Below are 24,213 nucleotides of genomic sequence, written 5' to 3'. Positions count from 1 at the left end.
GCTACAGTCCCGTCGGCACCAGGCCGGCCAGCCAGTTCACGGAACGCTTTGCCGCGTCGGCGGTGGCGGAAGCCGCGCTGCCGAGATCGGTCTTGACCACGGCATAGCCGTTCTTGGTGCGGTAGAGCACGCCGGTTCCGCCATCGACGACCTGCTCATAGGCGACGGGCCGAGCAGCGTCCGCTTCGACCGCCGTTGTCGGCGAGCCGACCGGGACGCTTGGCCGATGGCTCAATTCCGGCGGCAGCGGGCTTTCGCTGCGAACGACCCTGTCGGCCGGCTTCAGTTCCGGCTGGGATGCAATCGCGGCCAGATGCGAGGATGACGACGAGCCCTTGGTGCGGCAGATGCCGGAGACCAGCGGATAGTCGAAGTTGCGCTCGTGCAGGATCTGGCTCTTCATCGCGGCTTCGCACTCGGCGATGCTCGACCATTTGGCGGGCGTCTCGCCGATATATTCGCACAGTTTGGCGTCGCAGTCGCAGCCGACAATGGTCATGGCGACAAGGGCGGTCTTGATCACGGTCTTGTCCCTTCGAGGTGCCCCAGCGCCCATTCGGTGCATGCCGGGCTTTCAGGCGGCTTGCACCCTCCATCGCGCGCGAACAAGGCGGGATTTTGCCGCGATTGTGGAATGAGCATGGCGGCGCGTGCCTATTGGGCTGCCGGCAAGGTCCGTTTGAGAAAACTGGCGATCAGCCGGACCACGTCTTGCGGGCGCTCGACCTGAGGGATGTGGTTGACGCCATCGAGAACGGCCAGCTCGGCATGTGGAAACAGCGAGGCGATCTCCTGGCCCTGTGCCAGCGGCGTGGTCGTGTCATCTCGGCCCCAGATGACGAGAACCGGCGGCGTGAAGGCGCGATAATTCGCCCGATTGGCGGCAAGCGATTTCCGCTCGTCATTGTAGAGGCCGCTGAGCAGCCAGTGGCCAACGGCATTGGTGGTGCCCTTGACGTTCAAAGGGCGCGTGTAGATCGCAATGCGCTCCGCCGTGACGAGATCGTCATTCTCGATGAACTGGCGCAAACCGAACCCGGTCATGAACGGATTGGTGAAGGTCGAGGCGGTCAGGAGCTGGCGCGGCCAGTCCCTGTCGAGCAGGGATGCGAACGGCAAGGCCGGCGCCTCGGTCTGGCCGAGGCCAAGCGCCGCGTCGAGCAGGATCAGCGCGTCGATACGATCCGGGGCGGAGAAAGCGGCCTCGATCACACCGCCGCCACCATAGGAGTGGACGCCGACGCTGAAATGGCGAAGGCCGAGCGCATCGGCGAAGCCGAGGACGCGCTTTGCGTGGGCGGCGCGCGAATAGTCCTGGTTGGCAGGTCTTTCCGAATAGCCGAAGGGCGGCATGTCGACCGCGATAACGCGAAAGCCCTGCTCGCCCAGCGGAGCGGCGATATCGCGGTAGGTTTCGGCCCAGGAGGCCGTGCCATGGAATAGAAGCAGGGGTGGCCCGTCCTGCGGGCCCCAGACCTGATAGTGCATCTTCAGCCCGTCGACGGTCGCGAACAAGGATCCCGGCGGAGCGGCCTCCTGGGGTGACCGCGTTTCGCGCAAGGCCGCGGCGCCGCGAAAGCCGATGGGCACGACAACGATCAGCACGACCAGCGTGAGTGCGAGCCAGCCGACAATCCGGATCAATCGACGCATGGCTAAAGCGCGTCGCGTTGAAACGGATTCATGCGACGCTCTTTAGGTCTTTGTTTTTATGCATGTCGTTCTCCCAAAACCGAGGTCACTTTTGGGCGACATGCATTGGGCTGTCGCCTCAGTAGTCGTAGACATGTTCGAGCCTGGCGCCGGCCTTGATCAGTGACGGCAGCACCAGATGCAGCTTGCGTACGGCAACGACCATGCCGGTGCGGCGTGTCGCGGTGTCGGCCGGCAGCGGATAGCTGAACAGGATGCGCATGCCTTCGGGAACGGCGATCGAGTCGGTCGAGAGCATCGTGACCATGATCTCGTCATTGCCGCCGATCTCGACGAAGGAGACACCCTTGTCGATCAGCCGCGGGATCATGTCGGTGAAGACCTGATAGCGCTTGGTGACGAAGATGGTGCCGTCGGCTCCCATGTCTCGTTCCAGCAAGGTGTCGGGCTCGTTGCGGGTGGCTTCGCCGACCGGTCCCTTGGCCCAGACATGGATGTCGAGGAAAGCCGGGTCGGAGGTGGCGGCGAGCGCCTGCTTTATCAGGCCGGCATAGCCCTGCTTGATGGTGTCGGCGAGACCGAAGGCGAGCTTGCGCTCGCTTGTGCGGACGGAACTGTCTCCCGGCGCCGGCCGCACGGCAAACAGGCCGGCGCGTTTCTCGCCATAGGGAAACTGGTACCACGGCACTTGGTCCAGGAAGGCGGCGTATTCGGCCGCCACCTTGGCCTGGTAGATGTCGGCGGCGGTGCGCTTGGCCGATGTCGCCTCGGTGATGCGGCCGACCGTGTTCTCATAAGCCCATTGCAATATATGCTCGATCGAGTGGCTGGTGCCGATGATGACCAGCATCTGGTGGTTGGCGTAGTTGAACTTGTAGGGAGAACTGGCGCGGATCACGGTCGCGTAGTCCTGCCAGAAGCGGCCGACATAGGACCAGTAGGGAAAGCCGCTCGGCTGGTCCTTGGCGACGAAGCCGGCATATTCGCGCGCGGCGTAGACGATCGCCCATTCCGGATAGGTGAGGAAGGTCGATTCCTCGGGCCGCTGGTAGCCGGGGATCTCAGCGCGGACCTTGTCGGCCAGCGCCTTGGGTGGCGCGCCATCGGCAATGCCGGGCAGCGGCGTCTTGTCGAGCGACGGCGTCGTCAGGAAGCCGTAGGCGAGCCCCGCGATCGGGATCAGGATGACGATGACGATCAGCCAGAGGACCGTCTTGATGAGGCGCTTCAGCCAGCGGAACAGGAGCATGGCCGGTCAGGCCGTGGCGAAGTGGTCGTGTATGCGCTTCGACAGCCAGAAACCGACATAGACGGCGAAGCCGCCAATGACGATGTGCGGCAGGTTGGCGAAGAAGCGGGCAGGGAATTCGATGTCGTTGAGGGAGCGGAAGCCGTTGATGAAGATGCCGGCGTCGAGACAGCCGGAACCGGTGATCAGCCCGAGTACGCCGTCGAACAGATAGACCGAGCCGAACAGCTTGAAATAGAACACCGCCTGGCGATGCGAGATGAAGGCAGCGGCCAGCGCCCAGACGCCCGAGAAGGCGTGCAGCAGGTCATCGTACCATTGCAGTGAAAACAGGCCGAACAGATTGCCGTTGGCATCGTTGAACGCCGGTATGTAGCCGATGGCGACGACGGCGAAGAACAGGAAGGCATAGCCAACGGCAAGCTTCTGGATGAGCGTCATGAAGTCTCCCCCTTCTACGAGCTCGTTTTCAAACGGACTCTGACGACATCGAACGTTAGCCGATTTTGCCGCCGGTTGCAGCCCCAGCCGAAAACACCGTAAAAATTGTGGGAAACAGATTTCAAGGACAGTCGGCGCCGGGATTTCTCCCAGCGCCTCCCTGTCAGATCAGGACACGGTCGCGGCAGCAACTTCCGTTAAGTCGTCGCGCCATGCCGGCCTTGATTTTGACGGTCCTGCCAGCCGCCACCCGAAGGCAGCGTCCGTTCCAGACCACGCCGGTCTTGGCCCTTGCAGGCCTTGCCCTGCGTGCCATCGAAGGTTTTTGCCGTCCTTCATGGCAGCATCGGTCCGCCGTCGGCGTTGGCACGCTTTCCGCGGCCCCGTAGGTCTCGGCTACCGTCCCTCAAAACAGGCAAGCCTGCTCTCGCTTCGGGCCGTACGGGCCTCAGGAAATCCGCCTTTCACTTCCGCCTTTCGGCTTGGCGATCGGTAGCCGCCTGAGATGGGTTTAACGTACGCCGGGTAAGGGTCTCGGGAAATGGCCACGAGCCTGTGGATAGCGGGATTATCGGGGACCGTTTGCCGCAAGCCCGGAATTCCGGCGCTGGCTGCCTTAGACAGCCTGCCCGCTTTTCAATGCTCGCAATGACAGCGCCCCTTGCTCCGCCGGCGGGAGCGGGTTTCAATGCCGGCAAAGGATCGGGCGCCGCCTGCAAGGCGCCTTCCGGGGGAGGATACGCGTTGAAGGTCGGGGTGGTTCTCAATCCGATTGCCGGTGGCGGCTGGCTGAAGCGTCATTGGCCTGACGTTGCCGCCTCGCTGAACAAGCATTTCGGCGATTTCGAACTGCGCGAGACGCAGGCCGAAGGAGATGCCGAACGCCTGGCGATCGACCTCGCGGCAAGTGGCTTTGACCTGGTGATCGCTGCCGGCGGCGACGGCACGGCAAGCGAGGTGGCCGACGGGTTGCTGCAGGCATTCCAGGAGAGCGGCAGGACGACTGAACTCGGCCTTCTGCCATGCGGCACCGGGATCGATTTCGCGCGCGGGCTCGGTCTGCCGAAGGCGGTGGACGCGACCCTGAAGCGGATCGCGGAGGCGAAGGCCAGGGCCATCGATGCCGGCCGCATCTGCTACATCGACGATCATGGGGCGCTGGCGAGCCGCCACTTCATCAACATCGCCAGCCTGGGTCTGTCAGGCGCTACCGACCGCGCCGTCAATGCCGACAAGCGCAAGGGCAAGATGTCGGCCAAGACGCTGTTCCTGTGGCGCACCGTGGTCGAGTTCGCCCGCTACCGCTTCCAGGATGTCCGGATCACGGTGGACGACGGCACCCCTGTCGAAGCGCGCGTGGCGCTGGTGGCGGTGGCGAACGGAAAGTTCTTCGGCGGCGGCATGATGATCGCGCCGGATGCCGAACTGACCGACGGGCAATTCGACATCGTCATCCTGCGCGCGGCGGGCAAGCTGAGGCTGATCTGGGACCTCCGCCTGCTCTATGGCGGCCGGCATCGCAACCATCCGGCGATCACGATCCTGCGCGGCAAGAAAGTGGTTGTCGAACCGCTGGGTGATGTGGAAAAGAACGGCGCGTTGGTCGACATAGACGGCGAGTCGCCCGGGCGCATACCGGCGACCTTCGAGATCCTGCCCGGGGCGCTGACGCTCAGATATTGAATCAAGGCGTTGCCAGATTGATTCAGGTGTTTTCGAAACTGAATCCGGCTACCGATTCAAGCTGATGAAATCGCTTGGTTTTCTGGCTTCGGCTCAGATTTCCAATTTGGCCGGGAAACCGGGCGCGCGCAGGTCGGCACCGACGGCATCCTCAAGCAATTTGACGATCTGGGTCGACCAGGCGCCGCCGCCATAGGCTTCCTTGCCTTGCTGGAAAATCGCGTTGACGCGGGACGCCAGTTCGAGCGGCACGCCAAAATCCTTGCCCATGCCCAGCGCGAAGCCAAGGTCCTTCAGCGCCAGGTCCATGGTGAAGCCGATGTCGTAGGAGCCGTTGAGGACGAGCTGGCTTTCGGTCTCGTGGACGAAGCTGTTGCCGGAGGAGGCAACGATGGCGTGATAGGACTGGGCGAGGTCGAGCCCGCCCTGCCTGGCCAGCATCAGCGCTTCGCCGGCGGCGACGAGATGGATGAAGGCCAGCATGTTGGTGATGACCTTGATCACCGCCGCCGAACCGATCGGCCCCATCAGGAAGGACCGCGCGCACATCGCCTCGATCGCCGCGCGATGGCGTTCGTAGAGCGCGGCATCGCCGCCGACCAGCGCGGTGATTTTTCCGACCGCCGCCAGATGCACGCCGCCGGTAACCGGGCACTCCAGCGTCTCGACGCCCCTGGCCAAGGCGAGGGCGGCAAGCCGCACGATCTCGTCGCGGCCATTGGTCGACATCTCGATCCAGGTGCCGCCTGCAGGCAGGCCTTCGAGCAACCCGCCTGGGCCGGCCAGCACCGCTTCGCTGACCTTTGGCGAGGGCAGGCAAGAGATGGCGTTGCCGGCGCGGGCGGCCGCTTCCGCGGGCCTGCTCGCGGCGGTGGCGCCGAGCGCAACGAGGCGCTCGACCGCCGCCGGGTCGCGGTCGAAGACCGTGACCGCAAAGCCGTTGCGGACCAAGCTGGCGGCAAGGTTGCCGCCGAGATGGCCGAGGCCGATGAAGGCGTAGCTTTCGCTCACGGCATCAGCGGCGTCTGCATCATCTGCAGATGCAGGTCCTTGCCGGTGTACGGATGGGCGTCGCAGACCGCTTCGTTGAGCTCGACGCCCAGCCCCGGTTCCTTCGACGGGATGACATTGCCGTCCTGCCACTCGATCTTCTTCTTCAGCAACGTGGCGTGGAAGCCGTCCCACTGCTTCAGCGATTCCAGGATCAGGAAATTGGGCAGCGTCACCGCCAGCTGGATGTTGGCCGCACCCACGATCGGCCCGCAATAACAGTGCGGCGCGATCTGGATGTGGTAGGCCTCGGCCATGGCGGCGATCTTCTTGGTTTCGAGAATGCCGCCGGAGCGGCCAAGATCCGGCTGCAGGATGGTCGCGGCGCGGTTCTCGATGACGCGGGCGAATTCGAACTTGGTCGTCAACCGCTCGCCGGTGGCGATCGGGATGGACGTGCCGCGCGCGACCTGCGCCATCACCTCGGGCATGTCGGGCGGCACCGGCTCCTCGAACCACAGGGGATCATAGGGCTCGATGGCGCGGGCCATGCGCAGCGCGCCGGATGCGGTGAATTGGCCGTGCGTGCCGAAGAGGATGTCGGCGCGGTTTCCCACCGCTTCGCGGATCGCCTTGATCATGCGGGTGGCGACATCGATGTCGAGCAGGCGCGGCTGGTGGCCGTCGAAGGCGGTGTAGGGACCGGCCGGGTCGAGCTTGACGGCATTGAACCCCTGCTCGACATATTCGAGCGCGCAGGCGGCCGCCATTTCGGGGTCGTTGTAGACGTTCCTGCCGTCCGGCGCGTCCTCGGAGTGGACGCTGCCGGTGTGCGGGTAGAGATAGGTGTAGGAGCGCAGCGTCTCGTGCACCTGGCCGCCGAGCAATTTGTAGACCGGCTTGCCGGCCTCCTTGCCGACGATGTCCCAGCAGGCCATTTCGAGTGCCGAGAAACAACCCATGCCGGTCACGTCGGGACGCTGGGTGAAGCCGGAGGAATAGGCGCGGCGGAAGAAGTTCTCGATGTCGTGCGGATCGTGGCCGATCAGATAGCGTTCGGCCATGTCCTCGACCAGCCTGGCGGTGACGTGGGCGGAGAAGGTGGCGTTGTAGGCCTCGCCATAGCCGACCACGCCGCCGTCGGTGGTCAGCTTGACGAAGATGAAATACTTGCCGCCGATGCCGGGCGGGGGGTTGCCGACAACCCAGGTCTTGACGTCGGTGATCTTCATTTTTGGTCCTCCAGAACCAGTTCGGCGCCTTTCCATCCGGTCATGACCGAGGCGGCGTTGGTGTTGCCGGTGATGTTGTCGGGAAAGATCGAGGCGTCGATGACGCGCAGGCCTTCGAGCCCATGTACCTTGAGGCGCGGATCGACGACGGAGCGAGAGGGATCGGGCCCCATGCGGCAGGTCGAAACCGGGTGATAGACGGTGCCGGAGCGTTTCCTGAAATCGGTGATCAGGTCGGCGTCCGACTGGACCGACGGGCCGGGCAGGACTTCTTCCCTGATGATTTCCGCCATCGCCGGCATCGAGGCGATCTTGCGCACGAACTTCACCGCCGCCAGCATCTCCTCGACATCGGCGTTGGTGGAATAGGCGTTGGCGACGATCCTTGGATATTCCAGCGGATTGCTGGAGCGGATCATGATCTCGCCCCGGCTCGACGGACGGCAGTTGGACAGGCCGATGGAGAAGCCCGGCCAGGGGTCAGGCGTCAGGATCGGCCGCTCGCCGCTCTTCGGGATGACGGTCGAGAACGCCTGGAAATAAAGCTGCATGTTGGGGCGCGTAAATGTCGGGTCGGTGCGGAAGAAGCCGCCGCCATGGTTCATCGACAGCGACAGCGGCCCGGAACGGGTCAGGATGTACTGCATGCCGACCAGCAGCTTGCCCCACCAGGGGCGCAGGATCTGGTTTAGTGTCGGCACATTGCCCTTGAAGGTGTAGTTGATGCCGACATGGTCCTGCAGATTGGCGCCGACATTCTCGTTGGCATGGACGACCGGGATGCCCAGCCCCTTGAGCAAAGCCGAAGGACCGATGCCGGAGAGTTGCATGAGCTGCGGCGAGTTGATCGAGCCGGCGGAAAGGATGACTTCGCGGCCGGCGCGTGCCGTTTTCGTCTGACCGTTCCGCAGATATTCGACGCCGACGGCGCGCTTGCCCTCGAACAGGATGCGGCTCGCCAGCGCGTTGGTTTCGACGCGGAGGTTTGCACGCTTCATGGCCGGGCGCAGGAAGGCGCGGGCGGCGGACATGCGGCGGCCGTTCCTGGTCGATATCTGGTAGGTGCCGACACCTTCCTGGGCAGCACCATTGAAATCGGGGTTGAGCGGCAGGCCGGCCTGCTGGCCGGCGGCGAGATAGCGCTTGGTCAGCGGGTGGACGGCGTTGGTCGTGTTGCTGATATGCAGGGGGCCGCCGGTACCGCGCCATCTGTCGGCGCCCGCCTCATTGTCCTCGAGCGCCTTGAAGACGGGCAGCAAATCGTCATAACCCCAGCCGGGATTGCCAGCGGCGCGCCAGTCGTCGAAATCCTCGCGCGCGCCGCGGATCCAGACCATGGCGTTGATCGAGCTCGACCCGCCGAGCAGCTTGCCGCGCGGCCAATGGTCGACATTGCCGCCGAGGCCGGGATCAGCCTCGGTCTTGTAGTTCCAGTTGACGGCGGGGTCGAAGAAGGTCTTGCCGTAACCGAGCGGCATCTGCACGTAGAAACGGCGGTCCGTGCCGCCGGCCTCCAGAACCAGCACCGAGAAACGGCCCGAGGCCGACAGTTTGTCGGCGAGCACCGACCCGGCCGAGCCGGAGCCGACGATGATGAAGTCAAAAGTCTGCATGATGGAAATGGGTGGCTCCGGAAAACTGGCAGCAGCCTAGACGTGACGGGTTCGCCGCGTCGCCGCGCCTTCCGGCATGCGTTGTGAAAAAAGCGACTGGGATGCCGGGTCGGGTTGCGGGGAATCCCGACAATCGCGCTTGATATGCATGGGGTCGACAGCTTATGCGATGGCATCAGCCAATCCGAGGAAGTCTGGAAATCATATGCGTACGCTGCCGGATGCCTTCATTCCCGAACTGCCGGGCCACTACAAGGGCAAGGTCCGCGAAAACTACGACCTCGCGGATGGGCGGCGCATCATCATCGCCACCGACCGTCTCAGCGCCTTCGACATCATCCTGACCTCGATACCGTTCAAGGGCGAGATCCTCACCCAGACGGCGCGCTACTGGTTCGAGGAAACCGCCGATATCTGCCCGAACCATGTGCTCGAATATCCCGACCCGAACGTGGTCGTAGGCACGAGGCTTGACATCCTGCCGGTCGAGATCGTCGTGCGCGGCTATCTGGCGGGAACCACCAGCACCTCGATCCTGACCCGCTATCGTCGTGGCGAACGCGACATGTATGGAATGCGGCTGCCGGACGGCCTGCGCGACAATGAGAAGCTGGCCGAGCCGGTGATCACGCCAACCAGCAAGGCCGCGGATGGCGCCCATGACGAGCCGCTGTCGCGGGCCGAGATCCTCGAACAAGGTCTTCTCACCCAGGCGCAATGGGACACCGTCTCGGATTACGCCTTGCGGCTGTTCGCCCGCGGCCAGGCGCGCGCGGCCGAGCGCGGCCTGATCCTGGCCGACACGAAATACGAATTCGGCACCGACAAGAACGGGAAGATCATCCTGGCCGACGAGATCCATACGCCCGACAGCAGCCGGTACTGGATCGCGGCGAGCTACGAACAGGCGCTGGCAAGCGGCACCCGGCCGGACAGCTTCGACAAGGATTTCATCCGCTCGTGGGTGGCGGCGCGCTGCGATCCCTACAAGGACCCGATCCCGAGGATTCCGGACGAGATCGTCGAGCAGGCCTCCAACGTCTATAGGCAGGCCTATGAGGCGATCACGGGCAAGGCGTTCATCCCCGACGTTTCCGGCGCCACGGTTCTCGATCGCATCCGGGCGAACCTGGCAGGTTATTTTTGAGAGGTGCGCCTTTCAGCCAGCGCCTGGTCTTACGCCGCGCAGTCGACCCCCACTCCAAAGCCCGGAGCCGCTGAAAATCAGACACCGCCGGGCGAATGCCAATGTTAGACCATGGCCCGTGGGGGCGAGGAAACAGCAGCTGCTGCGCGTTGACCTGTTCGTGCAGCGGCGATACGGGATCGATGACCATCACCTCACAAGGATTCTGCCCATGGTGCACTACGCGGAAGGACGGCCGATCGGAGACCTGACGCTGCGCACGCTGGCCATGCCTTCGGACGCCAATGCGGCCGGCGACATTTTCGGCGGCTGGGTGATGGCGCAGATGGACCTTGCCTGCGGCATCCGCGCCGCCGAGCGCGCCAGGGGCCGCGTGGTGACGGCGGCGGTCAAGGAGATGTCCTTCGCCAAGCCGATGAAGATCGGCGACACGCTGTGCATCTACACCCATGTCGAACGCGTCGGCCGCACCTCGATGACGCTGAAGGTCGAGGCCTGGGCGCAGCGCTATCTCTCCGACCTGATGGAAAAGGTGACGCACGCCGATTTCGTCATGGTGGCGCTGGACGGCGAGGGCAAGCCGAAGGCCGTGCCGGCCGAGAGTTGATGAAAGCCATTCCCGCAAGCCCCGTTCTCCCAGTCCAGGAGCAATTGTAACATCATCCGCGCGGGCGATGCGCTCCGCGACATCCAATGGTTGCCTTCACGCCTGATTGTGCCGGCGTTGGAGGGGCGACAATGCGTCAACACATACTGAACAGCTGGCTGGTGGCAGCCCTTGTGGCCGTGATCTGCCTGCTTGGCGTCACCGCCTATGCAGCAGTCAAGGAGGACCTTCCGCGCACCTCGTGCCTGCGTGCCGGCAAGGGCGTCAGGCAGCCAGCCGCGACATGCGCGATCTGCAGCCCGGCGCCTTGCGAGAGCCTGGCGACAGGAAGCTGAAGGGTCATCCTGGATTTACGATTGTCTTCGTGGAAGCAGCGCCGAGCGTTGGCCGGCCTGAAGCGCCATCGGACAAGCTTGCGAGGCCTCGTTTAGAGAGCCACGAATTTCCAGCCAGCAGGCGACTTCACGCAACGCGAAACGCCCGACACCTTGCCATGCAAGGGTTTCAGCCGTGCATGCCGTCGAATTTTTCACGTGCCGCCCGCACACGCTGCGTATTCCTGCGCGCCCATTCGCCAAGCGCGCTGACCGGGATCAGCAGTTCGTGGCCGAGTTCCGTCAGCTCGTAGTCGACGCGCGGTGGGATGGTCGGGAACACGGTGCGGGTGACGAAGCCGTCGCGTTCCAGCCCGCGCAAGGTCGTGGTCAGCATCTTTTGCGAGATGCCGCCGACAGCGGCGCGCAGCTCGTTGAAACGCAACGGTCCGTCGCCAAGTTTGCCGACCACAAGCACGGTCCATTTGTCGCCGACGCGCTGCAGGATTTCCGAGACGGCGCGGCAGTCCTCGGTGTTATGCGGGTGCCTCAGTAACAAAACGGTGCCTCCTTGCGCCTGCAGTTGACAGTATCTCATATAGCTCCGGTATCTAAACGATACCAGCTTTTTACTGGAATGGAGAGCCCCCCATGTCAAAGCCGAAAATCGCCATCATCGTCGGTTCGACGCGCGCCGCGCGCTTCGCCGATGTGCCCACACAATGGATCGCAAAGATCGCCAAGTCGCATGCCGACATCGATGTCGAGATCGTCGACTTGCGTGACTTCCCGCTGCCCTTCTTCGACGAAGTGGCCTCTTCCGCCTGGGTGCCGTCGACCAACGAGGTGGCGCAGCGCTGGCAGAAGAAGGTCGCCGAATATGACGGCTTCATCTTCACCGCCGCCGAGTACAATCACGGCCCGACGGCCGTGCTGAAGAACGCCATCGACTACGCCGCCAACGAATGGAACAAGAAGCCGGCCGGCTTCGTCGGTTATGGCAGCGTTGGTGGTGCCCGCGCCGTCGAGCAGCTCCGTCTCCATGCCGTCGAGTTGCAGATGGCGCCGGTCAAGTCGGCTGTCCATATCGCCTGGGGCGACTTCCTCGCCGTGCGCCAGGGCGAGAAGAAACTCGAGGACCTCGAGCACCTGAACCAGGCCGCCACCGCACTGGTCAACGACGTCGCCTGGTGGGCCAAGGCTCTGAAGAAGGCACGCGACGCCGACGTGGTCGACGAAGAAATCGAGGCGGCCTGATCGCCTTTTGAGATTATCCTCCCAAGGGATATGGGGCGGCGCTTGCGCCGCCCTTTTCATTAAAGCGGTTATAGCGGCTCAAATCGAAAGCCGCCGCCGGACCGCACGACACGGCCAATGCCGGGCGAGTCCAGATGCGCGCCCGCAACGAAGCAGTGATCGTCCGCCGCAAGCGCCAGCAGCCGCAACCGGCTCTCGCGCGCCTGGTCCTGATCCCCATCGAATTCCCACGTCACGTCAGGCCGATCGAACTGAAGCGACGGGACGTGGACGGTGTCGCCCCAGATCAAAATGCATTCGCCGCCGCTCGAAACGCGAAAGCAGCTGTGACCGACCTCGTGGCCATGGGCGCCGATAATGTCGACATGGGCTCCGAGATGGTCTCCGGCTTCGAAAAATTGCGCCATCTCGTGGAATCGCTCGAGCCGCGCTACGGCGCGGAAGAGGCCGAGTTCCTGCCTGGGAACGAGCAGGCGTGCCAGGCGCGGGAAGGCGTCCCGGCCGTCGGCAAGCACAAGGCCATGGATGTGGTCGAGATGTGTATGGGTGAAGCAGACGGTGCGGATTTTTTCGACATCGATGCCGGCTTCGTCCAGCGCCTGGGGAAGCCGGCCCATGGTCGGGTGCCAGGCATTCGCGGCGCCGGTATCGATGAGTATTGTCTCGTTCCCATCGTCAATCGCGAAGGCGTTGACGGAGAGCCTGAGCTGACCGCCAACCAATGCGACCTGTTCCGGCAAGTCATCGCCAAATGGCTGGTCGCCGCGTTGCCGGAGCCGACCGACCGGCATGTCGACATAGCCGTCACGCAAGGCGGTGACGCGCAGGTCACCAAGAGTGTAGGTGGAGTGAAGTTTGCCCGAAGCTATGCGATGCATTTGCCGATCCGTTCTGCAAATAGTCTGCGATGGGCAACCGGCGTCGGCAACCCCGTCAATCCGGTTCAGGCCATGTGTGCGTGCTGCGCCCGCCTTGGCCGGATGATGCAGTCAGCGAGGCGATGCTTCTCGTTCAGCTCGTCGGCGTGGTGCTGGCCCCACTGACAGAGCGCCAGCAGGATCGGCTCGAGGCTGAGGCCGAGGCTGGTCGCCGAATATTCGACGCGGGCGGGTACCTCGGCGAAGATCGCGCGGCTGACGAGACCGTGCTCCTCCATTTCGCGCAGCTGCTGGATCAGCACTTTCTGGGTGATGCCAGGCATCATCGCCTTCAACGCCGACAGCCGCCGGGGGCCATCGAAGAGATGATAGAGGATGACCGCCTTCCAGCGCCCGGCGATCACCTTCAGCGCCCGTTCGGCCGGCAGCATCGGCAGTCTCTTGATCGGCGTCTTCCTGGCTGAACCGGCCATGGTCACCTCCTGGTCAGCAGCGGACTAATGAGTGTGTAGTCGCGGCCTCGCAGATAGTGGCAAACCATCGCCGATGCCAGTGCGATTGGAGTTTGCCATGAAAGCCGTTCAATTCAGCCGTTTCGGCGGTCCCGAGGTGCTGGAGGTCGCCGAGCTGCCCGCGCCGGTGCCGCAGGCTGGCGAGGTGCTGGTCCGGGTGAAGGCGGCGGGCATAAACTTCTTCGAGGTGCTGATGCGCGCGGACCGCTACGCCGTAACGCCGCAACTGCCGATGTTTCCCGGCGTGGAAGTGGCGGGGGTGGTCGAGGCGATTGGCCAAGAGGTGGATGAGGGGCTGCTCGGACGCCGCGTGGCGGTGCCGCTGTTCGTCTCGCAGCGTCCGCATGGCGGCTATGCCGAGCAGGTGACGATGCCGGCCGCTCTCGTTGTGCCGCTGCCGGATGCCGTCCCGTTCGAAGAGGCGACAGCCCTCATGGTGCAGGGGCTGACGGCCCTGCATCTGCTGCGCCAAAGCCCGCCGGGGGCCAAGTCCGTGCTGGTGCCGGCCGCGTCGGGCGGCGTCGGATCGCTGCTTGTCCAGCTTGCCGGACAAAAGGGGGCAAGCCAGGTGATCGCGGCCGCCAGCGACAGGGCAAAGTTGGATTTTGCCTTGTCGCTCGGCGCCGATAGCGTGGTCGACTACAGCCAGCCGGATTGGCCGGCCCGTGTCCGCGACCTTACGGGCGGCGACGGCGTCGACATCATCTACGACACCGTCGGCGGCGCGCTGACGGCGGCCTCTTTGCAGGCGTTGGCTGCGGGCGGAGAACTGGTGTTCGCGGCGCTCGGCCGCTACGGGCTCGCGGCGTCCGATCTGGAAGCCATGATCGGCCGCAACCAGTCGCTCAGGGGTTTCGCGCTGCTGCCGCTATTGCCGGCGGATGTGCTGCGAGCCGGCCTGTCCGAGCTGTTCCAGCTGGCGGCGAGCGGGCGGCTGCGGGTCGCGATCGGCGGCCGCTTCCCACTCGACCGGGCCGGCGAGGCGCACCGATTGCTGGAGGAGCGCCGCGCGACAGGGAAGGTGGTGCTGGTGCCTTGACGGGCGACCGTTAACACCTGTTTCACACAATGGGTCGGATCGAGCTCCGTCCACGATCTCCAACGAAGAACGGCATCCTTGTTTCCGATCACGGCTGAGTGACTTGCATAATGCAACTAACTTGGCTAATAGTCACTTTCATATTGAAAGAGACTCCGGCAATGGTTGCAAGAACAAGCTTCGAAACACGCCCGTGCCCCATAGCGCGCAGCCTCGACGAGGTTGGCGAGTGGTGGAGCATCTTGTTGCTCAGGGACGCGTTCCAGGGGCTGACGCGCTTCGATCAGTTTCAAAAGAGCCTTGAGATCGCGCCCAACATTCTGACGCGCCGTCTGAACAGCCTTGTCGAGCGTGGGCTGTTCGAAAAGCGCGCTTACTGCGAGCGGCCGCTTCGCCATGAGTATGTGCTGACCGCCAAGGCGCGTGATTTCCGTCCGGTACTGCTCTCCCTGCTGGCCTGGGGCAACAAGCACCTCGCCCCCGAAGGCCCGAGCCTGGTGGTGGTGGACAAGGCCGACGGGCGCTGGGCCGAACCCGTGCTGGTCGACCGCGAGAGCGGCAAGGAAGTCGACGGCGAGGGCTTCACCATGGCGACGGCACCCAAGGCCACCGATCGCATGCGGCGGCGCTACCGCTTCAGCAGCGAGGCCTCCGGCCTGCCGCTCATCGACAATTTCGATCCAAGCCGCGAAGAGGCGCGGAGCAAATGAACAAGGTTCTCTCAGCCGCCGAGTTGCAGCCGGCGCAGCCGTCGGCCGTCCAGCTTCCCGCGCCCGCCAAGAACCGGCGCAAGCCGTTCGCCATGCTGGGCGCCGCGATCGCGATCGGCGTCGCCGGCTGGTATGGCTTTCAGTGGTGGCTGGCCGGCCGTTTCCTCATGTCGACCGACGATGCCTATGTCGGCGGCAACGTCACGCCGCTGGCGCCACGGGTCGCCGGGCACATCGATCAGATCCTCGTCGAGGACAACCAGCATGTCGCCGCTGGCCAGCTCATCATCCGCATCGACGACCGGCCTTTCAAGGCGGCGGTGGAGCGTGCGCAGGCATCCGTCCAGCAGCAGCAGTCGGCGCTCGACAATCTCCGTGCCCAGGTCTCGCTGCAGAATTCGCTGATCGAACAAGCGCAGGCCGATCTCGAAGCCAAAAGTGCCGCCGCTACGTTCACCACACAGGACGCTCAACGCTATGCGGTGCTGGCCAGCACCAAGACCGGCTCGCAACAGGATGCGCAGAGGAGTCTCGCCGCCGACGGCCAGGCCAAGGCTTCCGTCGCCGCCTCGCGCGCCGGGCTTGCAGCCGCCAAGCAACAGCTCAATGTGCTCAACACGCAGATTACGGAGGCGACCGCCGCCGTGGCGGCCGCCAAGGCCGATCTCGATACGGCTGAGCTCGATCTCGGCTTCACGCAGATCCGCTCGCCCATCGACGGCCTCGTCGGCAACCGGCTGGCGCAGGTCGGCACCTATGTCTCGCCGGGCAGCTATCTCCTGACGATCGTCCCGCAGACGGGTCTGTGGGTCGATGCCAATTTCAAGGAAGACCAGCTGCGCCGCATGGCAGACGGCCAGGCGGCGACGGTCTATACCGACATTGCCCCCGACGCGCCTCTCAAGGGCCATGTCAGCAGCCTGGGACCGGCGACCGGGGCGATCTTCAGCGTCATCCCGGCGCAGAACGCGACCGGCAATTTCACCAAGATCGTCCAGCGCGTTCCCGTCCGGATCACCATCGACCCGGATCAGGCGCACAAGGTGGAGCTGCGGCCGGGCCTGTCCACCGTCGTGACGGTCGATACCGGCTCGCGCTGAGGACGCCATGGCCGAGCGCGCCGAACCACAATCCTTCATCGCCAGCATCCTGCCGTTCATGGTGATGTGCGTGGGGATGTTCATCGCGCTGCTCGACATCCAAATCGTCGCGTCCTCGCTGCAGGACATAGGCGGCGGCCTGTCGGCGGCGCAGGACCAGATCGGCTGGGTGCAGACCTCCTATCTGGTGGCGGAAATCATCGTCATCCCGCTGTCGGGCTGGCTCACCCGGGTGTTCTCGACACGCTGGCTGTTCACCATCTCGGCGGCCGGCTTCACGCTCGCCAGCATGCTGTGCGGCTTCGCCTGGAGCATCGAAAGCATGATCGTGTTCCGCGCGCTGCAAGGGCTGCTCGGCGCGTCGATGATCCCGACGGTCTTCACCTCGTCGTTCCACTATTTCCAGGGTCCGAGGCGGGTCTACGCGGCCGCGGTGGTCGGCAGCATCGCTTCGATCGCACCAACGCTCGGGCCCGTCATCGGCGGCTGGATCACCGACACGCTGAGCTGGCACTGGCTGTTCTATGTCAACGTGATTCCCGGCACCATCATCACAGTGCTCGTCGCGTGGCTGGTCAAGATCGACAAGGCCGACCCGTCGCTGCTGAAGGGCGCCGACTATATCGGCATGGTTCTGATGGCCGTCAGTCTCGGCACGGCGGAATACGTTCTGGAGGAGGGCACGCGCTGGAACTGGTTCGACGATGCGACGATCCGCAACGGCGCCATCGTCGCCAGCGCAACCATGGTTCTTTTTGTCATCCGCAGCCTGACCTACTCCCAGCCGGTGGTCGACTTCCGTGCCTTCGGCAACCGCAATTTCGCCATTGGCTGCTTCCTGTCCTTCGTCACCGGCATCGGCATCTTCGCCACGATCTACCTGACACCGCTGTTCCTCGGCTATGTCCGCGGCTACGACGCGTTCCAGACCGGGGTGGCGGTGTTTTCCACCGGCGTCGCTTCGATGATCGGCGTTCCGGTCTACATCTTTCTCGCCAAGCGCTTCGACACGCGCTGGCTGATGATGTTCGGCCTGGCCTCCTTCGGCGCGTCGATGTGGAGCTTCAGCGCCATCACCAGCCAGTGGGGTGCGGCCGAACTGCTGATCCCGCAACTGTTCCGCGGCTTCCCACAGGTCTTCGCGGTGGCGCCGAGCGTCAATCTCGGCCTCGGCAGCCTGCCGCCCGAACGGCTGAAATATGCCAGCGGCCTGTTCAACACGATGCGCAATCTCGGCGGCGCCGTCGGTATCGCCATTTGCGGCGCGATCCTGAACGACCGCACCAACTTCCACTTCCTGACGATCGCCTCGCATCTGACGCCACAGAACGAGGCCGCGATGCGGCTCGTCGACAATGTCGCGCAGCGCTACGGACAGTTGCCAGGCGCCGTCGCCGACGGTCACACCGCCTCGCTGAAGCAACTCTGGGCGCTGGCCTACCGCGAGGCCTCGACCATGGCTTACGCGGATGCGTTCCTGGTGATCATGGTCGCCTTCGTCATCGCGACAGCGCTGGTTCCGTTCCTGCGCAATGTCGCGCCGAAGGCGCCGCCGCCGGACGCCCATTGAGATCAAACTCGCCACCGCGCCGGCAGAGTGCGGGCATTTGGGCTAGTCGCCCGCGCGGGTAAGCAGCAGCGCGCGTTCCCTGTCGTTGCCGGTCAATTCCGCGGCCTGGCGGAACGCGGCGCGGGCTTCCGCCTGATATCCCAGTTTCTCCAGGAGATCGCCGCGCACCGTCGGCAGGAGATGCGAGTCCTTCAATCGCGGCTCGTCCTTCAGCGCCTCGACGATAGCGAGCCCCTGCGCGGGTCCGAACGCCATGCCGACGGCCACCGCGCGGTTGATTTCGACGATGGGCGAAGGGGCCGCCAAGGCCAGGGCCTGATAATAGGCTGATATTGCAATCCAGTCGGTGTCGGCGGCCGTTGCCGCGCGGCTATGGCAGGCGGCGATCATCGCCTGCAGGAGATAAGGGCCGGGCGTGGTCGTCAGGGTCATGGCGCGGTTCAGGCCGTCGAGGCCGCGTTGGATGAGCGACCAGTTCCATCGGGTGCGGTCCTGGTCGAGCAGCAGGATCGGCTCGCCCGCCTTGCCGGTGCGGGCGGGGAAGCGCGAGGCATTGAGGTCCATCAGCGACACCAGCCCCTGCACCTCAGGCTCATCAGGCATCAGTGCCGCCAGCGAACGGCCGAGTCGCTGGGCTTCGCCGCAGAGATCGGCGCGCAGCCAGGCCGGCCCGGCGGTCGCCACATAGCCCTCGTTGAAGGTGAGATAGACCACCTCCAGCACGGCGGCGAGGCGTTCGCGACGCTCATCGCCGCGCGGCGTCTCGAACGGGATGGCGGCATCACGAAGCGTCCGCTTGGCGCGCACGATGCGCTGGGCGATTGTGGCTTCGGGCACCAGGAAAGCGCGGGCGATCTCCGGCGTCGACAACCCGCCCAGCAGCCGCAAGGCGAGTGAGGCGCGCTGCTCGGCCGGCAACAGGGGATGGCAAGCGGTGAAGATCAGCCGCAAAAGGTCATCATCGATATCCTCGTCGAGCGCTGCCTCGATGTCGGGCATCTCGCGCTCCAGTTGAGCGAGGTTGATGGCGAGTTCACGATGTTTGCCGTCGATCATGGTGGTGCGGCGCAGCCGGTCGAGCGCCCGATTCCCAGCGACTTTGGTCAACCAGGCGGCCGGGTTGCGTGGAATGCCGTCCCGGGGCCAGCGCTCCAACGCCAGCAGAAAGGCATCCCCCGCGATCTCCTCGGCCAGTCCGATATCCCTGAGATAGCGGGCAAGCCTGGCGGTGAGCTTCGGCTGCTCGATCCGCCAGACCGCTTCAATGGTGCTGTTGGGCGTCAACTCTTCAGCTCGCCAAAACCTTCAGCTACCTTCTGGACGTCCTCGGGGAAATCGCTCATCTCGAAGACGCGTCGAACCTCGATCAGGTCATTCGCGCCGGCGGGGCAGCGGCGGGCCCATTCTATGGCCTCTTCACGCGAGCGCACGTCGATCACCCAATAGCCGCCCAGCACTTCCTTGACCTCCGCGAAGGGGCCATCGGTGACAACAGGCTTTCCGCCCTTGAAGCTGACCCGCGCTCCCTCGGACGGCGGATGCAGTCCGTCGAGCGCTAGCAGCACGCCGGCCTTCTTGAGCTCCTCGTTGTATCGCATCATCCCTTCCACCGCCTCGGCGCCAGGCCTGACATCGGGCGCCGCCTCCGCGTAGCCGCCGGGGATCATCAGCATCATGAACCGCATGGTCTTTCTCCTTCGTGGGGTTGGTTCGATGATACGACGAACGGGGGATGGCGAAATCGACAGGAATGGCAAAAAAGTTCAAATCCCCGGTCGCGCCAAGGACCGACAGCGTTGGACCGCCACATGGGCGAGGCTGCCATCTGGCCCTGCCAGTTTGCCCTGATATGTCAGCTTGCATCCATCACCTTGAGTAAACCCGCGTGAAATCACCCAACCTGGCCGGCACCGCTTCCCCCATGATCCCGGTGCTCGTCTGCGCGCTTGGCATCTTTCTCCTGTCCGGCATGGACGCGGCGATGAAGGTGCTGGTCATCGCGGTCGGGGTCTACAACACAGTGCTGTGGCGTAGCATGCTGGCGACCTTGGTCGCCGGCGCGGCCTGGCTGGCGGGGCCGCGCTCGCTTCCAACTCCCTCGGTGCTGAGGCTGCATGCGCTGCGTGCGGTGGTCGTCAGCTTTGTCCTGCTGTGCTTCTTCTGGGGGCTCGCGAGGCTGCCGCTGGCGGAGGCGATCGGGCTCAGTTTCGTGGCGCCGCTGTTCGCGCTGCTGCTGGCCGCACTGCTTCTGGGCGAAAGGATACAGCGCAAGGCGATCTGGGCCTCGCTTGCCGGCATTGCCGGTGTCGTGATCATCGTGGCCGGCCAGTTCGGGCAGAAAACCTATGCCGGGGATGCGCTGCTCGGCACCGCTGCGGTGCTCGCGTCGACGGTGTTCTATGCCTACAATCTGATCCTCGCCCGGCAACAGGCGCAGTTGGCCAAGCCGGTCGAGATCATGCTGTTCCAGAACCTTGGCGTTGCGGTCACCCTTGGTCTTGCAGCACCCTGGCTCGCCATTGCGCTGCCCGGCAATCTCTGGCTTCCGCTCGCCGGGGTGACGGCACTGTCGCTCGCCGGCCAGTTCCTGATGAGCTGGGCCTATGCGCGTGCCGAGGCGCAATATCTGATCCCGACCGAATATTCAGCCTTCATCTGGGCGATCGCGCTTGGGTGGTTCTTCTTCGACGAGGCGGTGACCTGGACCACGCTGGCCGGAGCCGGCCTCATCGTGGCAAGCTGCCTGATCGCCGCGCGCTCGAACCCCAGGCTGGCCGAGCCGATCGAAGCCGCGGTTTGATCAAGCCGAATGCATACTCGTGATCGTCACCGCACCGCCTCGCGGTGGGTGCCGGGCAGGCGGGTGGCGATGAGCTTGTCGATGCGGCGGCCGTCGAGGTCGACCACCTCGAAGCGCCAGCCTTGGGCGTCGACGCATTCGCCGGTCGCCGGCAGATGATGCATGTGCGACAGCACATAACCGGCGACGGTCTCGTAGTCGCGGTTTTCGGGAAGGTCGAAGCCCAGAAGCTCGGCCATCTCGTCGGCCTGCATATAGCCGGCGAGCAGCCATGAGCCGTCCTCGCGCTTGACGGCGTTTTCCTCGTCGCCGGCATCGAGGTCGGCACGGAACACGCCGGTGATGGCTTCGAGAATATCGGCGGGCGTGACGATGCCTTCGAAATGGCCGTACTCGTCATGCACCAGCGCCATCGGCACATCGGATTCCTTGAGTTTATGCAGCACGTCCAGCGCGTCGGCCTGGTCGTAGACGATGGGGGCGGCGCGCACATGCTTGCGCGGGTCGAGCGTACGGCCGGCAAGGATCGCGGCCAGCACGTCGCGCGTCTGGACGACGCCGACCATCACATCGACGCCGCCATCGCCCGCCGGCAGGCGCGAATGCTGGGTTTCCATCAGCAGCTTGCGGATCGTCGTGTCGTCGGACTGCAGATTGATCCAGTCGACCTCGGTGCGCGGCGTCATGACCGCGCGCACCGCACGGTCGCCAAGCCGCATGACACCGGCGATCATGCGCCGTTCGTCGGATTCGATGGTGCCGTGATGCTCGGCTTCGGCGACCAGCATCTTGATCTCCTCGTCGGTGACCTTTTCCTCGCTTTCGCCGCGCTGGCCAAGCAGCCACAATATGGCGCGGCCGGAAATGTCAAGCAGGAAGACCAGCGGTGCCGAGATGGTGGCAAGGATGGTCATGGCCGGTGCCGCGCGGGCGGCAACCCGCTCCGGGTCGCGCAGCGCGATCTGCTTGGGCACCAGTTCGCCGACGATCAGCGAGAAATAGGTGATGATGGCAACGACGATGCCGACGCCGAGCGGATCGGCGACGCTTTCGCGCATGCCCGCCGAGGCCAGGAAGACGGACAAACGGTCGCCGAGCGTGGCGCCGGAGAAGGCGCCGGAAAGCACGCCGACCAGCGTGATGCCGATCTGCACCGAGGACAGGAACTTGCCGGGGTTAGAGCCAAGGTCCAGCGCCCGCCCGGCGCCGTTGACGCCGCGGTCGATCATCGCCTTGAGCCGTGCCGGGCGCGATGAAACGATGGCGAGCTCGGACATCGACAAAAGGCCGTTCACACAGATGAGGACGACCACGATAGCAATTTCAACGTATAGCATGAGGGCTCAATAGCATTGCGGCGCGGCCTTCGAAAATAGTCCGCCAGCATTTTTGGAAAATGACAGTGCTGGCTGATAAGGCGACACGACCATGCGGCGCGCAGACGCTGGCTCTTTCGACTGTTTGCGATCGCGGCCGTGTCGCAAGGCCCATTCCATTCACTTCAGGTCCTTCAGCACGCCGATGATTGCCTTGCCGTCGGTGAAATAGGGGTCGCCGCCGCCGTTGCGGCCGGTCCTGGTGGCGCCGATGCCCGCCATATCGCTGGTCGATGCCAGCAGGCCTGCCGCGTTCAGGTCGCCGATCAGGAAGTCGCGCTCGGCATCGATGTCGGGACTGATGTGATGGGTGATCGCGCCAGTGTCGTGGCTGAGACCGACGCCGCGATCGAAGCTGGCGGCTCCCAACCAGAGCGGACGGCCGTCGTCGCCGACCGTTTCCGTCTGCCAGAAACGGACGTGGTGGCGTCGGTCCGCACTGTCGCCGGCCGGCTTTTCGAAAGCGAGGTCCTGGGCGCGGCCTTCGAACAGCAGGCGGCTCATCGGCGCATCGGGATAGGGACGCGAAAACAGGACGCTTTCGCCGATATCGATGGCGGTTCTCAGGGTGACGGCATCGGCGGTGTCCCAACCGGCGACGGCGAGGGCATGAACCACCTCCTTCTCGGTGCCGACAAGGCCGACATTGATCGGGTCGCCGGGAATGCCTTGCTGCGTGTGCGTCACCATCTCGAAGCGCTGGTCGCGAAAGCCGCGCTCCCGGAACGTCCAGAACTCCGGCGCAGCGAAATAGGCAAGCGCGAGCCAGGCGGCCAAAAAGGCCGCCACCCAGATTGCTATGCGTCGCCGAATACTCCGCTGGCTCATCTACTCATTGTCTCGTGTTGCGGCCACCATGCGTTCGTCATCCTAGGCCGGAGCAAGGAGCGAAGCGACGCGGCGCAGACCCTAGGATCCATGCCGCGGCATCGGCCAAAGAATACAGCAGTTCAGAATGGGCGGAACTGCCGGAGAGATGGCACGCGTTCTTCCGACAGCATCTCACCGTCGCACCCGCCCACAGGTCACGGCATGGATCCTAGGGTCTCCGCGACGTCGCTTCGCGACTGCTTCGCCCTAGGATGACGAAGTGAGGGTTCCGGCCAAACTCCGTCGTCTTTGATTGCTGTGCTAGCGGCAGGCGCGATAGCCGTTCTTGCGGTTCTTGATGTCGAAGTGGAAATGGTTGCGGTGATCGTAATTGTAGCCGGGGCCGAGCACCGTGGTGAAATACTGGCAGCCGTCGGCGCGTACATTGTTGAGGAAGCCGCGGGTGCGGAAGGCGAAGAGGCCGGGCTTGCGCACGTCGATGTCGTCGCCATTGTTGAGCTCGATGCTCATGACGTCGAGCGCGTTGCCCTTGCCGTGCTCGGACAGCACGCCTTCGCCGGCGATGTTGCGGCAGGAATAGCTGGAGCCCTGGTGGATGGTCCTGACGCCGGAGAAATAACGCCAGCGGGCGGAGGGAACGAGTTCGTTCTTCGTCCAGGCGGCGAAGGTAGCGGCCATGTCGCAGGTCAGCGTCGCGGCGGGTTTCATCTGGATGCTGCCGATAGCCGTGACTTTTACGGGATAGTCGATGCCGCACTGGCCTTCGTGGATCGGCGCCAGGTCGGTATAGGCGACGTCGAGGCGCTTGAGCTGCTGGCGGCAATCGGTTTCGCTGGCCGGTATCTGCTCGACCGGCGACATCGGCTCATCCATGCGCGGATAGGCGGCCTGGGTCATGTAGGGGTTGGAGGGGACAAGCCGTTGCATGCCCGTATATTGCGGTACCGCCGACGTTTGCGCGCCGACATCGACCGCCGGCTGCAATGACAGCACACTACCGGTGTTGCAGGCCGAAACGGCCGCAAGCGTGAGGCCGGCGGCCAGTAGCATTGCAGGTTTCGAGTGACGCGCAGTGGCGAGAAACACGGCGCGAGTTTTGCCGGTCATTGGCGGAATCCCAATAGTGGATATCCGGCATTTTAACGATCAAGGGTAAAGGAAAACTCAGCGCCCGCGTTCATTCCTGAGGCTGAATTGCGGCGGGCTGCTGA

At 64.4% G+C, this 24,213-nt stretch carries 25 protein-coding genes; 10 read left to right on the top strand and 15 right to left on the bottom strand.

The features are described 5' to 3' along the window. Position 1: 1 nt before the first annotated feature. From AC07SZ_RS20830 to AC07SZ_RS20815, 4 genes are all read right to left on the bottom strand, one after another. Positions 2–523 (bottom strand): hypothetical protein, encoded by a 522-nt coding sequence (locus tag AC07SZ_RS20830; RefSeq protein ID WP_494915668.1) that lies wholly within the window; start codon positions 521–523, stop codon positions 2–4. Between the two features lie 131 nt (positions 524–654). Then, on the bottom strand, positions 655–1,653 hold the full coding sequence (locus AC07SZ_RS20825) for an alpha/beta fold hydrolase (protein ID WP_172372375.1): 999 nt from the start codon (positions 1,651–1,653) through the stop codon (positions 655–657). A gap of 118 nt (positions 1,654–1,771) precedes the next feature. Continuing rightward, complete coding sequence (locus tag AC07SZ_RS20820) at positions 1,772–2,902, bottom strand: hypothetical protein (protein WP_494915667.1); 1,131 nt, start codon at positions 2,900–2,902, stop codon at positions 1,772–1,774. A 6-nt stretch (positions 2,903–2,908) separates the two neighbouring features. Then, positions 2,909–3,343 (bottom strand): DUF4383 domain-containing protein, encoded by a 435-nt coding sequence (locus AC07SZ_RS20815; protein WP_056578846.1) that lies wholly within the window; start codon positions 3,341–3,343, stop codon positions 2,909–2,911. Positions 3,344–4,087: 744 nt separating this feature from the next. Between AC07SZ_RS20815 and AC07SZ_RS20810 the strand changes: the two genes are divergently transcribed. Continuing rightward, positions 4,088–5,026 (top strand): diacylglycerol/lipid kinase family protein, encoded by a 939-nt coding sequence (locus AC07SZ_RS20810; protein WP_494915666.1) that lies wholly within the window; start codon positions 4,088–4,090, stop codon positions 5,024–5,026. 93 nt (positions 5,027–5,119) lie between these two features. Here AC07SZ_RS20810 and AC07SZ_RS20805 read toward each other — a convergent pair whose 3' ends face one another. The 3 genes from AC07SZ_RS20805 to AC07SZ_RS20795 are packed head-to-tail and all read right to left on the bottom strand — an operon-like array spanning position 5,120 to position 8,861. Further along, entirely contained in the window at positions 5,120–6,037 is a 918-nt protein-coding gene (locus AC07SZ_RS20805; RefSeq protein ID WP_056578840.1) for an NAD(P)-dependent oxidoreductase, read from the bottom strand. Continuing rightward, positions 6,034–7,248, bottom strand: coding sequence for a mandelate racemase/muconate lactonizing enzyme family protein (locus AC07SZ_RS20800; protein WP_056578836.1), 1,215 nt, complete (start codon positions 7,246–7,248; stop codon positions 6,034–6,036). Before AC07SZ_RS20800 ends, AC07SZ_RS20805 begins: the two co-directional genes overlap by 4 nt. Beyond that, positions 7,245–8,861, bottom strand: a complete 1,617-nt coding sequence (locus tag AC07SZ_RS20795) for a GMC family oxidoreductase (protein WP_056578833.1) — start codon at positions 8,859–8,861, stop codon at positions 7,245–7,247. The genes AC07SZ_RS20800 and AC07SZ_RS20795 overlap by 4 nt, the downstream gene beginning before the upstream one ends. Before the next feature lie 205 nt (positions 8,862–9,066). Here AC07SZ_RS20795 and AC07SZ_RS20790 point away from each other — a divergent pair, with 205 nt between their 5' ends. The 3 genes from AC07SZ_RS20790 to AC07SZ_RS20780 all read left to right on the top strand — a co-directional run bounded on the left by AC07SZ_RS20790 (position 9,067) and on the right by AC07SZ_RS20780 (position 10,950). Continuing rightward, positions 9,067–10,008, top strand: coding sequence for a phosphoribosylaminoimidazolesuccinocarboxamide synthase (locus AC07SZ_RS20790; protein WP_056578830.1), 942 nt, complete (start codon positions 9,067–9,069; stop codon positions 10,006–10,008). A gap of 211 nt (positions 10,009–10,219) precedes the next feature. Beyond that, the gene (locus AC07SZ_RS20785; RefSeq protein WP_056578827.1) at positions 10,220–10,615 is read left to right on the top strand and encodes an acyl-CoA thioesterase; all 396 of its coding nucleotides are present in this window, start codon (positions 10,220–10,222) and stop codon (positions 10,613–10,615) included. 131 nt (positions 10,616–10,746) lie between these two features. Continuing rightward, positions 10,747–10,950, top strand: a complete 204-nt coding sequence (locus AC07SZ_RS20780; protein ID WP_056578824.1) for a hypothetical protein — start codon at positions 10,747–10,749, stop codon at positions 10,948–10,950. Positions 10,951–11,119: 169 nt separating this feature from the next. Here AC07SZ_RS20780 and AC07SZ_RS20775 read toward each other — a convergent pair whose 3' ends face one another. After that, on the bottom strand, positions 11,120–11,488 hold the full coding sequence (locus AC07SZ_RS20775) for a winged helix-turn-helix transcriptional regulator (protein ID WP_056579017.1): 369 nt from the start codon (positions 11,486–11,488) through the stop codon (positions 11,120–11,122). A 92-nt stretch (positions 11,489–11,580) separates the two neighbouring features. On the opposite strand from AC07SZ_RS20775, the gene AC07SZ_RS20770 reads away from it, so the two are divergent. Next, positions 11,581–12,186 (top strand): NADPH-dependent FMN reductase, encoded by a 606-nt coding sequence (locus AC07SZ_RS20770; protein ID WP_494915664.1) that lies wholly within the window; start codon positions 11,581–11,583, stop codon positions 12,184–12,186. A gap of 68 nt (positions 12,187–12,254) precedes the next feature. Here the strand turns inward: AC07SZ_RS20770 and AC07SZ_RS20765 are convergent, their stop codons facing one another. Both AC07SZ_RS20765 and AC07SZ_RS20760 read right to left on the bottom strand, forming a co-directional pair. Beyond that, the gene (locus tag AC07SZ_RS20765) at positions 12,255–13,064 is read right to left on the bottom strand and encodes an MBL fold metallo-hydrolase (protein ID WP_494915663.1); all 810 of its coding nucleotides are present in this window, start codon (positions 13,062–13,064) and stop codon (positions 12,255–12,257) included. 65 nt (positions 13,065–13,129) lie between these two features. Further along, entirely contained in the window at positions 13,130–13,537 is a 408-nt protein-coding gene (locus AC07SZ_RS20760; RefSeq protein WP_056578815.1) for a winged helix-turn-helix transcriptional regulator, read from the bottom strand. A gap of 97 nt (positions 13,538–13,634) precedes the next feature. Here AC07SZ_RS20760 and AC07SZ_RS20755 point away from each other — a divergent pair, with 97 nt between their 5' ends. From AC07SZ_RS20755 to AC07SZ_RS20740, 4 genes are all read left to right on the top strand, one after another. Then, positions 13,635–14,615 carry a quinone oxidoreductase family protein gene (locus AC07SZ_RS20755; protein WP_494915662.1) on the top strand — a complete coding sequence of 327 codons (981 nt, stop codon included), beginning with the start codon at positions 13,635–13,637 and terminating at the stop codon, positions 14,613–14,615. Positions 14,616–14,776: 161 nt separating this feature from the next. Continuing rightward, positions 14,777–15,325: a winged helix-turn-helix transcriptional regulator gene (locus AC07SZ_RS20750; protein ID WP_494915661.1), complete on the top strand. Its 549-nt coding sequence runs from the start codon at positions 14,777–14,779 to the stop codon at positions 15,323–15,325. Next, positions 15,322–16,425 (top strand): HlyD family secretion protein, encoded by a 1,104-nt coding sequence (locus tag AC07SZ_RS20745; RefSeq protein ID WP_494915660.1) that lies wholly within the window; start codon positions 15,322–15,324, stop codon positions 16,423–16,425. Before AC07SZ_RS20750 ends, AC07SZ_RS20745 begins: the two co-directional genes overlap by 4 nt. A gap of 7 nt (positions 16,426–16,432) precedes the next feature. Then, positions 16,433–17,995, top strand: coding sequence for a DHA2 family efflux MFS transporter permease subunit (locus tag AC07SZ_RS20740; RefSeq protein WP_494915658.1), 1,563 nt, complete (start codon positions 16,433–16,435; stop codon positions 17,993–17,995). Positions 17,996–18,037: 42 nt separating this feature from the next. Here AC07SZ_RS20740 and AC07SZ_RS20735 read toward each other — a convergent pair whose 3' ends face one another. Continuing rightward, positions 18,038–19,279 carry an RNA polymerase sigma factor gene (locus AC07SZ_RS20735; RefSeq protein ID WP_172372387.1) on the bottom strand — a complete coding sequence of 414 codons (1,242 nt, stop codon included), beginning with the start codon at positions 19,277–19,279 and terminating at the stop codon, positions 18,038–18,040. Then, on the bottom strand, positions 19,276–19,680 hold the full coding sequence (locus AC07SZ_RS20730; protein ID WP_056578799.1) for a YciI family protein: 405 nt from the start codon (positions 19,678–19,680) through the stop codon (positions 19,276–19,278). Before AC07SZ_RS20730 ends, AC07SZ_RS20735 begins: the two co-directional genes overlap by 4 nt. Positions 19,681–19,916: 236 nt before the next feature. Here AC07SZ_RS20730 and AC07SZ_RS20725 point away from each other — a divergent pair, with 236 nt between their 5' ends. Next, on the top strand, positions 19,917–20,795 hold the full coding sequence (locus AC07SZ_RS20725) for a DMT family transporter (RefSeq protein ID WP_056578797.1): 879 nt from the start codon (positions 19,917–19,919) through the stop codon (positions 20,793–20,795). 26 nt (positions 20,796–20,821) lie between these two features. Here the strand turns inward: AC07SZ_RS20725 and AC07SZ_RS20720 are convergent, their stop codons facing one another. From AC07SZ_RS20720 to AC07SZ_RS20710, 3 genes are all read right to left on the bottom strand, one after another. Further along, the gene (locus AC07SZ_RS20720; RefSeq protein WP_494915657.1) at positions 20,822–22,132 is read right to left on the bottom strand and encodes a hemolysin family protein; all 1,311 of its coding nucleotides are present in this window, start codon (positions 22,130–22,132) and stop codon (positions 20,822–20,824) included. 159 nt (positions 22,133–22,291) lie between these two features. Then, entirely contained in the window at positions 22,292–22,999 is a 708-nt protein-coding gene (locus tag AC07SZ_RS20715) for an LssY C-terminal domain-containing protein (RefSeq protein WP_172372391.1), read from the bottom strand. Positions 23,000–23,302: 303 nt separating this feature from the next. Then, a complete protein-coding gene (locus tag AC07SZ_RS20710) occupies positions 23,303–24,109 on the bottom strand; it encodes an extensin-like domain-containing protein (RefSeq protein ID WP_172372397.1) in 807 nt (268 codons plus the stop codon). Positions 24,110–24,213 lie beyond the last annotated feature (104 nt).

It is taken from the genome of Mesorhizobium sp. GW821-FHT07A06, assembly GCF_059419085.1.
The sequence above is the reverse complement of the archived record's forward strand: the minus strand, read 5'-3'. Positions and strand labels throughout refer to the sequence as shown.

What these genes read in the sequence shown, in the direction of transcription:
- AC07SZ_RS20715 (WP_172372391.1), bottom strand. Translation starts at nt 22,999, where the DNA reads ATGAGCCAGCGGAGTATTCGGCGACGCATAGCAATCTGGGTGGCGGCC.
- AC07SZ_RS20770 (WP_494915664.1), top strand. Translation starts at nt 11,581, where the DNA reads ATGTCAAAGCCGAAAATCGCCATCATCGTCGGTTCGACGCGCGCCGCG.
- AC07SZ_RS20795 (WP_056578833.1), bottom strand. Translation starts at nt 8,861, where the DNA reads ATGCAGACTTTTGACTTCATCATCGTCGGCTCCGGCTCGGCCGGGTCG.
- AC07SZ_RS20820 (WP_494915667.1), bottom strand. Translation starts at nt 2,902, where the DNA reads ATGCTCCTGTTCCGCTGGCTGAAGCGCCTCATCAAGACGGTCCTCTGG.
- AC07SZ_RS20815 (WP_056578846.1), bottom strand. Translation starts at nt 3,343, where the DNA reads ATGACGCTCATCCAGAAGCTTGCCGTTGGCTATGCCTTCCTGTTCTTC.
- AC07SZ_RS20780 (WP_056578824.1), top strand. Translation starts at nt 10,747, where the DNA reads ATGCGTCAACACATACTGAACAGCTGGCTGGTGGCAGCCCTTGTGGCC.
- AC07SZ_RS20740 (WP_494915658.1), top strand. Translation starts at nt 16,433, where the DNA reads ATGGCCGAGCGCGCCGAACCACAATCCTTCATCGCCAGCATCCTGCCG.
- AC07SZ_RS20765 (WP_494915663.1), bottom strand. Translation starts at nt 13,064, where the DNA reads ATGCATCGCATAGCTTCGGGCAAACTTCACTCCACCTACACTCTTGGT.
- AC07SZ_RS20790 (WP_056578830.1), top strand. Translation starts at nt 9,067, where the DNA reads ATGCGTACGCTGCCGGATGCCTTCATTCCCGAACTGCCGGGCCACTAC.
- AC07SZ_RS20710 (WP_172372397.1), bottom strand. Translation starts at nt 24,109, where the DNA reads ATGACCGGCAAAACTCGCGCCGTGTTTCTCGCCACTGCGCGTCACTCG.
- AC07SZ_RS20785 (WP_056578827.1), top strand. Translation starts at nt 10,220, where the DNA reads ATGGTGCACTACGCGGAAGGACGGCCGATCGGAGACCTGACGCTGCGC.
- AC07SZ_RS20730 (WP_056578799.1), bottom strand. Translation starts at nt 19,680, where the DNA reads ATGCGGTTCATGATGCTGATGATCCCCGGCGGCTACGCGGAGGCGGCG.
- AC07SZ_RS20750 (WP_494915661.1), top strand. Translation starts at nt 14,777, where the DNA reads ATGGTTGCAAGAACAAGCTTCGAAACACGCCCGTGCCCCATAGCGCGC.
- AC07SZ_RS20720 (WP_494915657.1), bottom strand. Translation starts at nt 22,132, where the DNA reads ATGCTATACGTTGAAATTGCTATCGTGGTCGTCCTCATCTGTGTGAAC.
- AC07SZ_RS20755 (WP_494915662.1), top strand. Translation starts at nt 13,635, where the DNA reads ATGAAAGCCGTTCAATTCAGCCGTTTCGGCGGTCCCGAGGTGCTGGAG.
- AC07SZ_RS20745 (WP_494915660.1), top strand. Translation starts at nt 15,322, where the DNA reads ATGAACAAGGTTCTCTCAGCCGCCGAGTTGCAGCCGGCGCAGCCGTCG.
- AC07SZ_RS20800 (WP_056578836.1), bottom strand. Translation starts at nt 7,248, where the DNA reads ATGAAGATCACCGACGTCAAGACCTGGGTTGTCGGCAACCCCCCGCCC.
- AC07SZ_RS20725 (WP_056578797.1), top strand. Translation starts at nt 19,917, where the DNA reads ATGATCCCGGTGCTCGTCTGCGCGCTTGGCATCTTTCTCCTGTCCGGC.
- AC07SZ_RS20825 (WP_172372375.1), bottom strand. Translation starts at nt 1,653, where the DNA reads ATGCGTCGATTGATCCGGATTGTCGGCTGGCTCGCACTCACGCTGGTC.
- AC07SZ_RS20760 (WP_056578815.1), bottom strand. Translation starts at nt 13,537, where the DNA reads ATGGCCGGTTCAGCCAGGAAGACGCCGATCAAGAGACTGCCGATGCTG.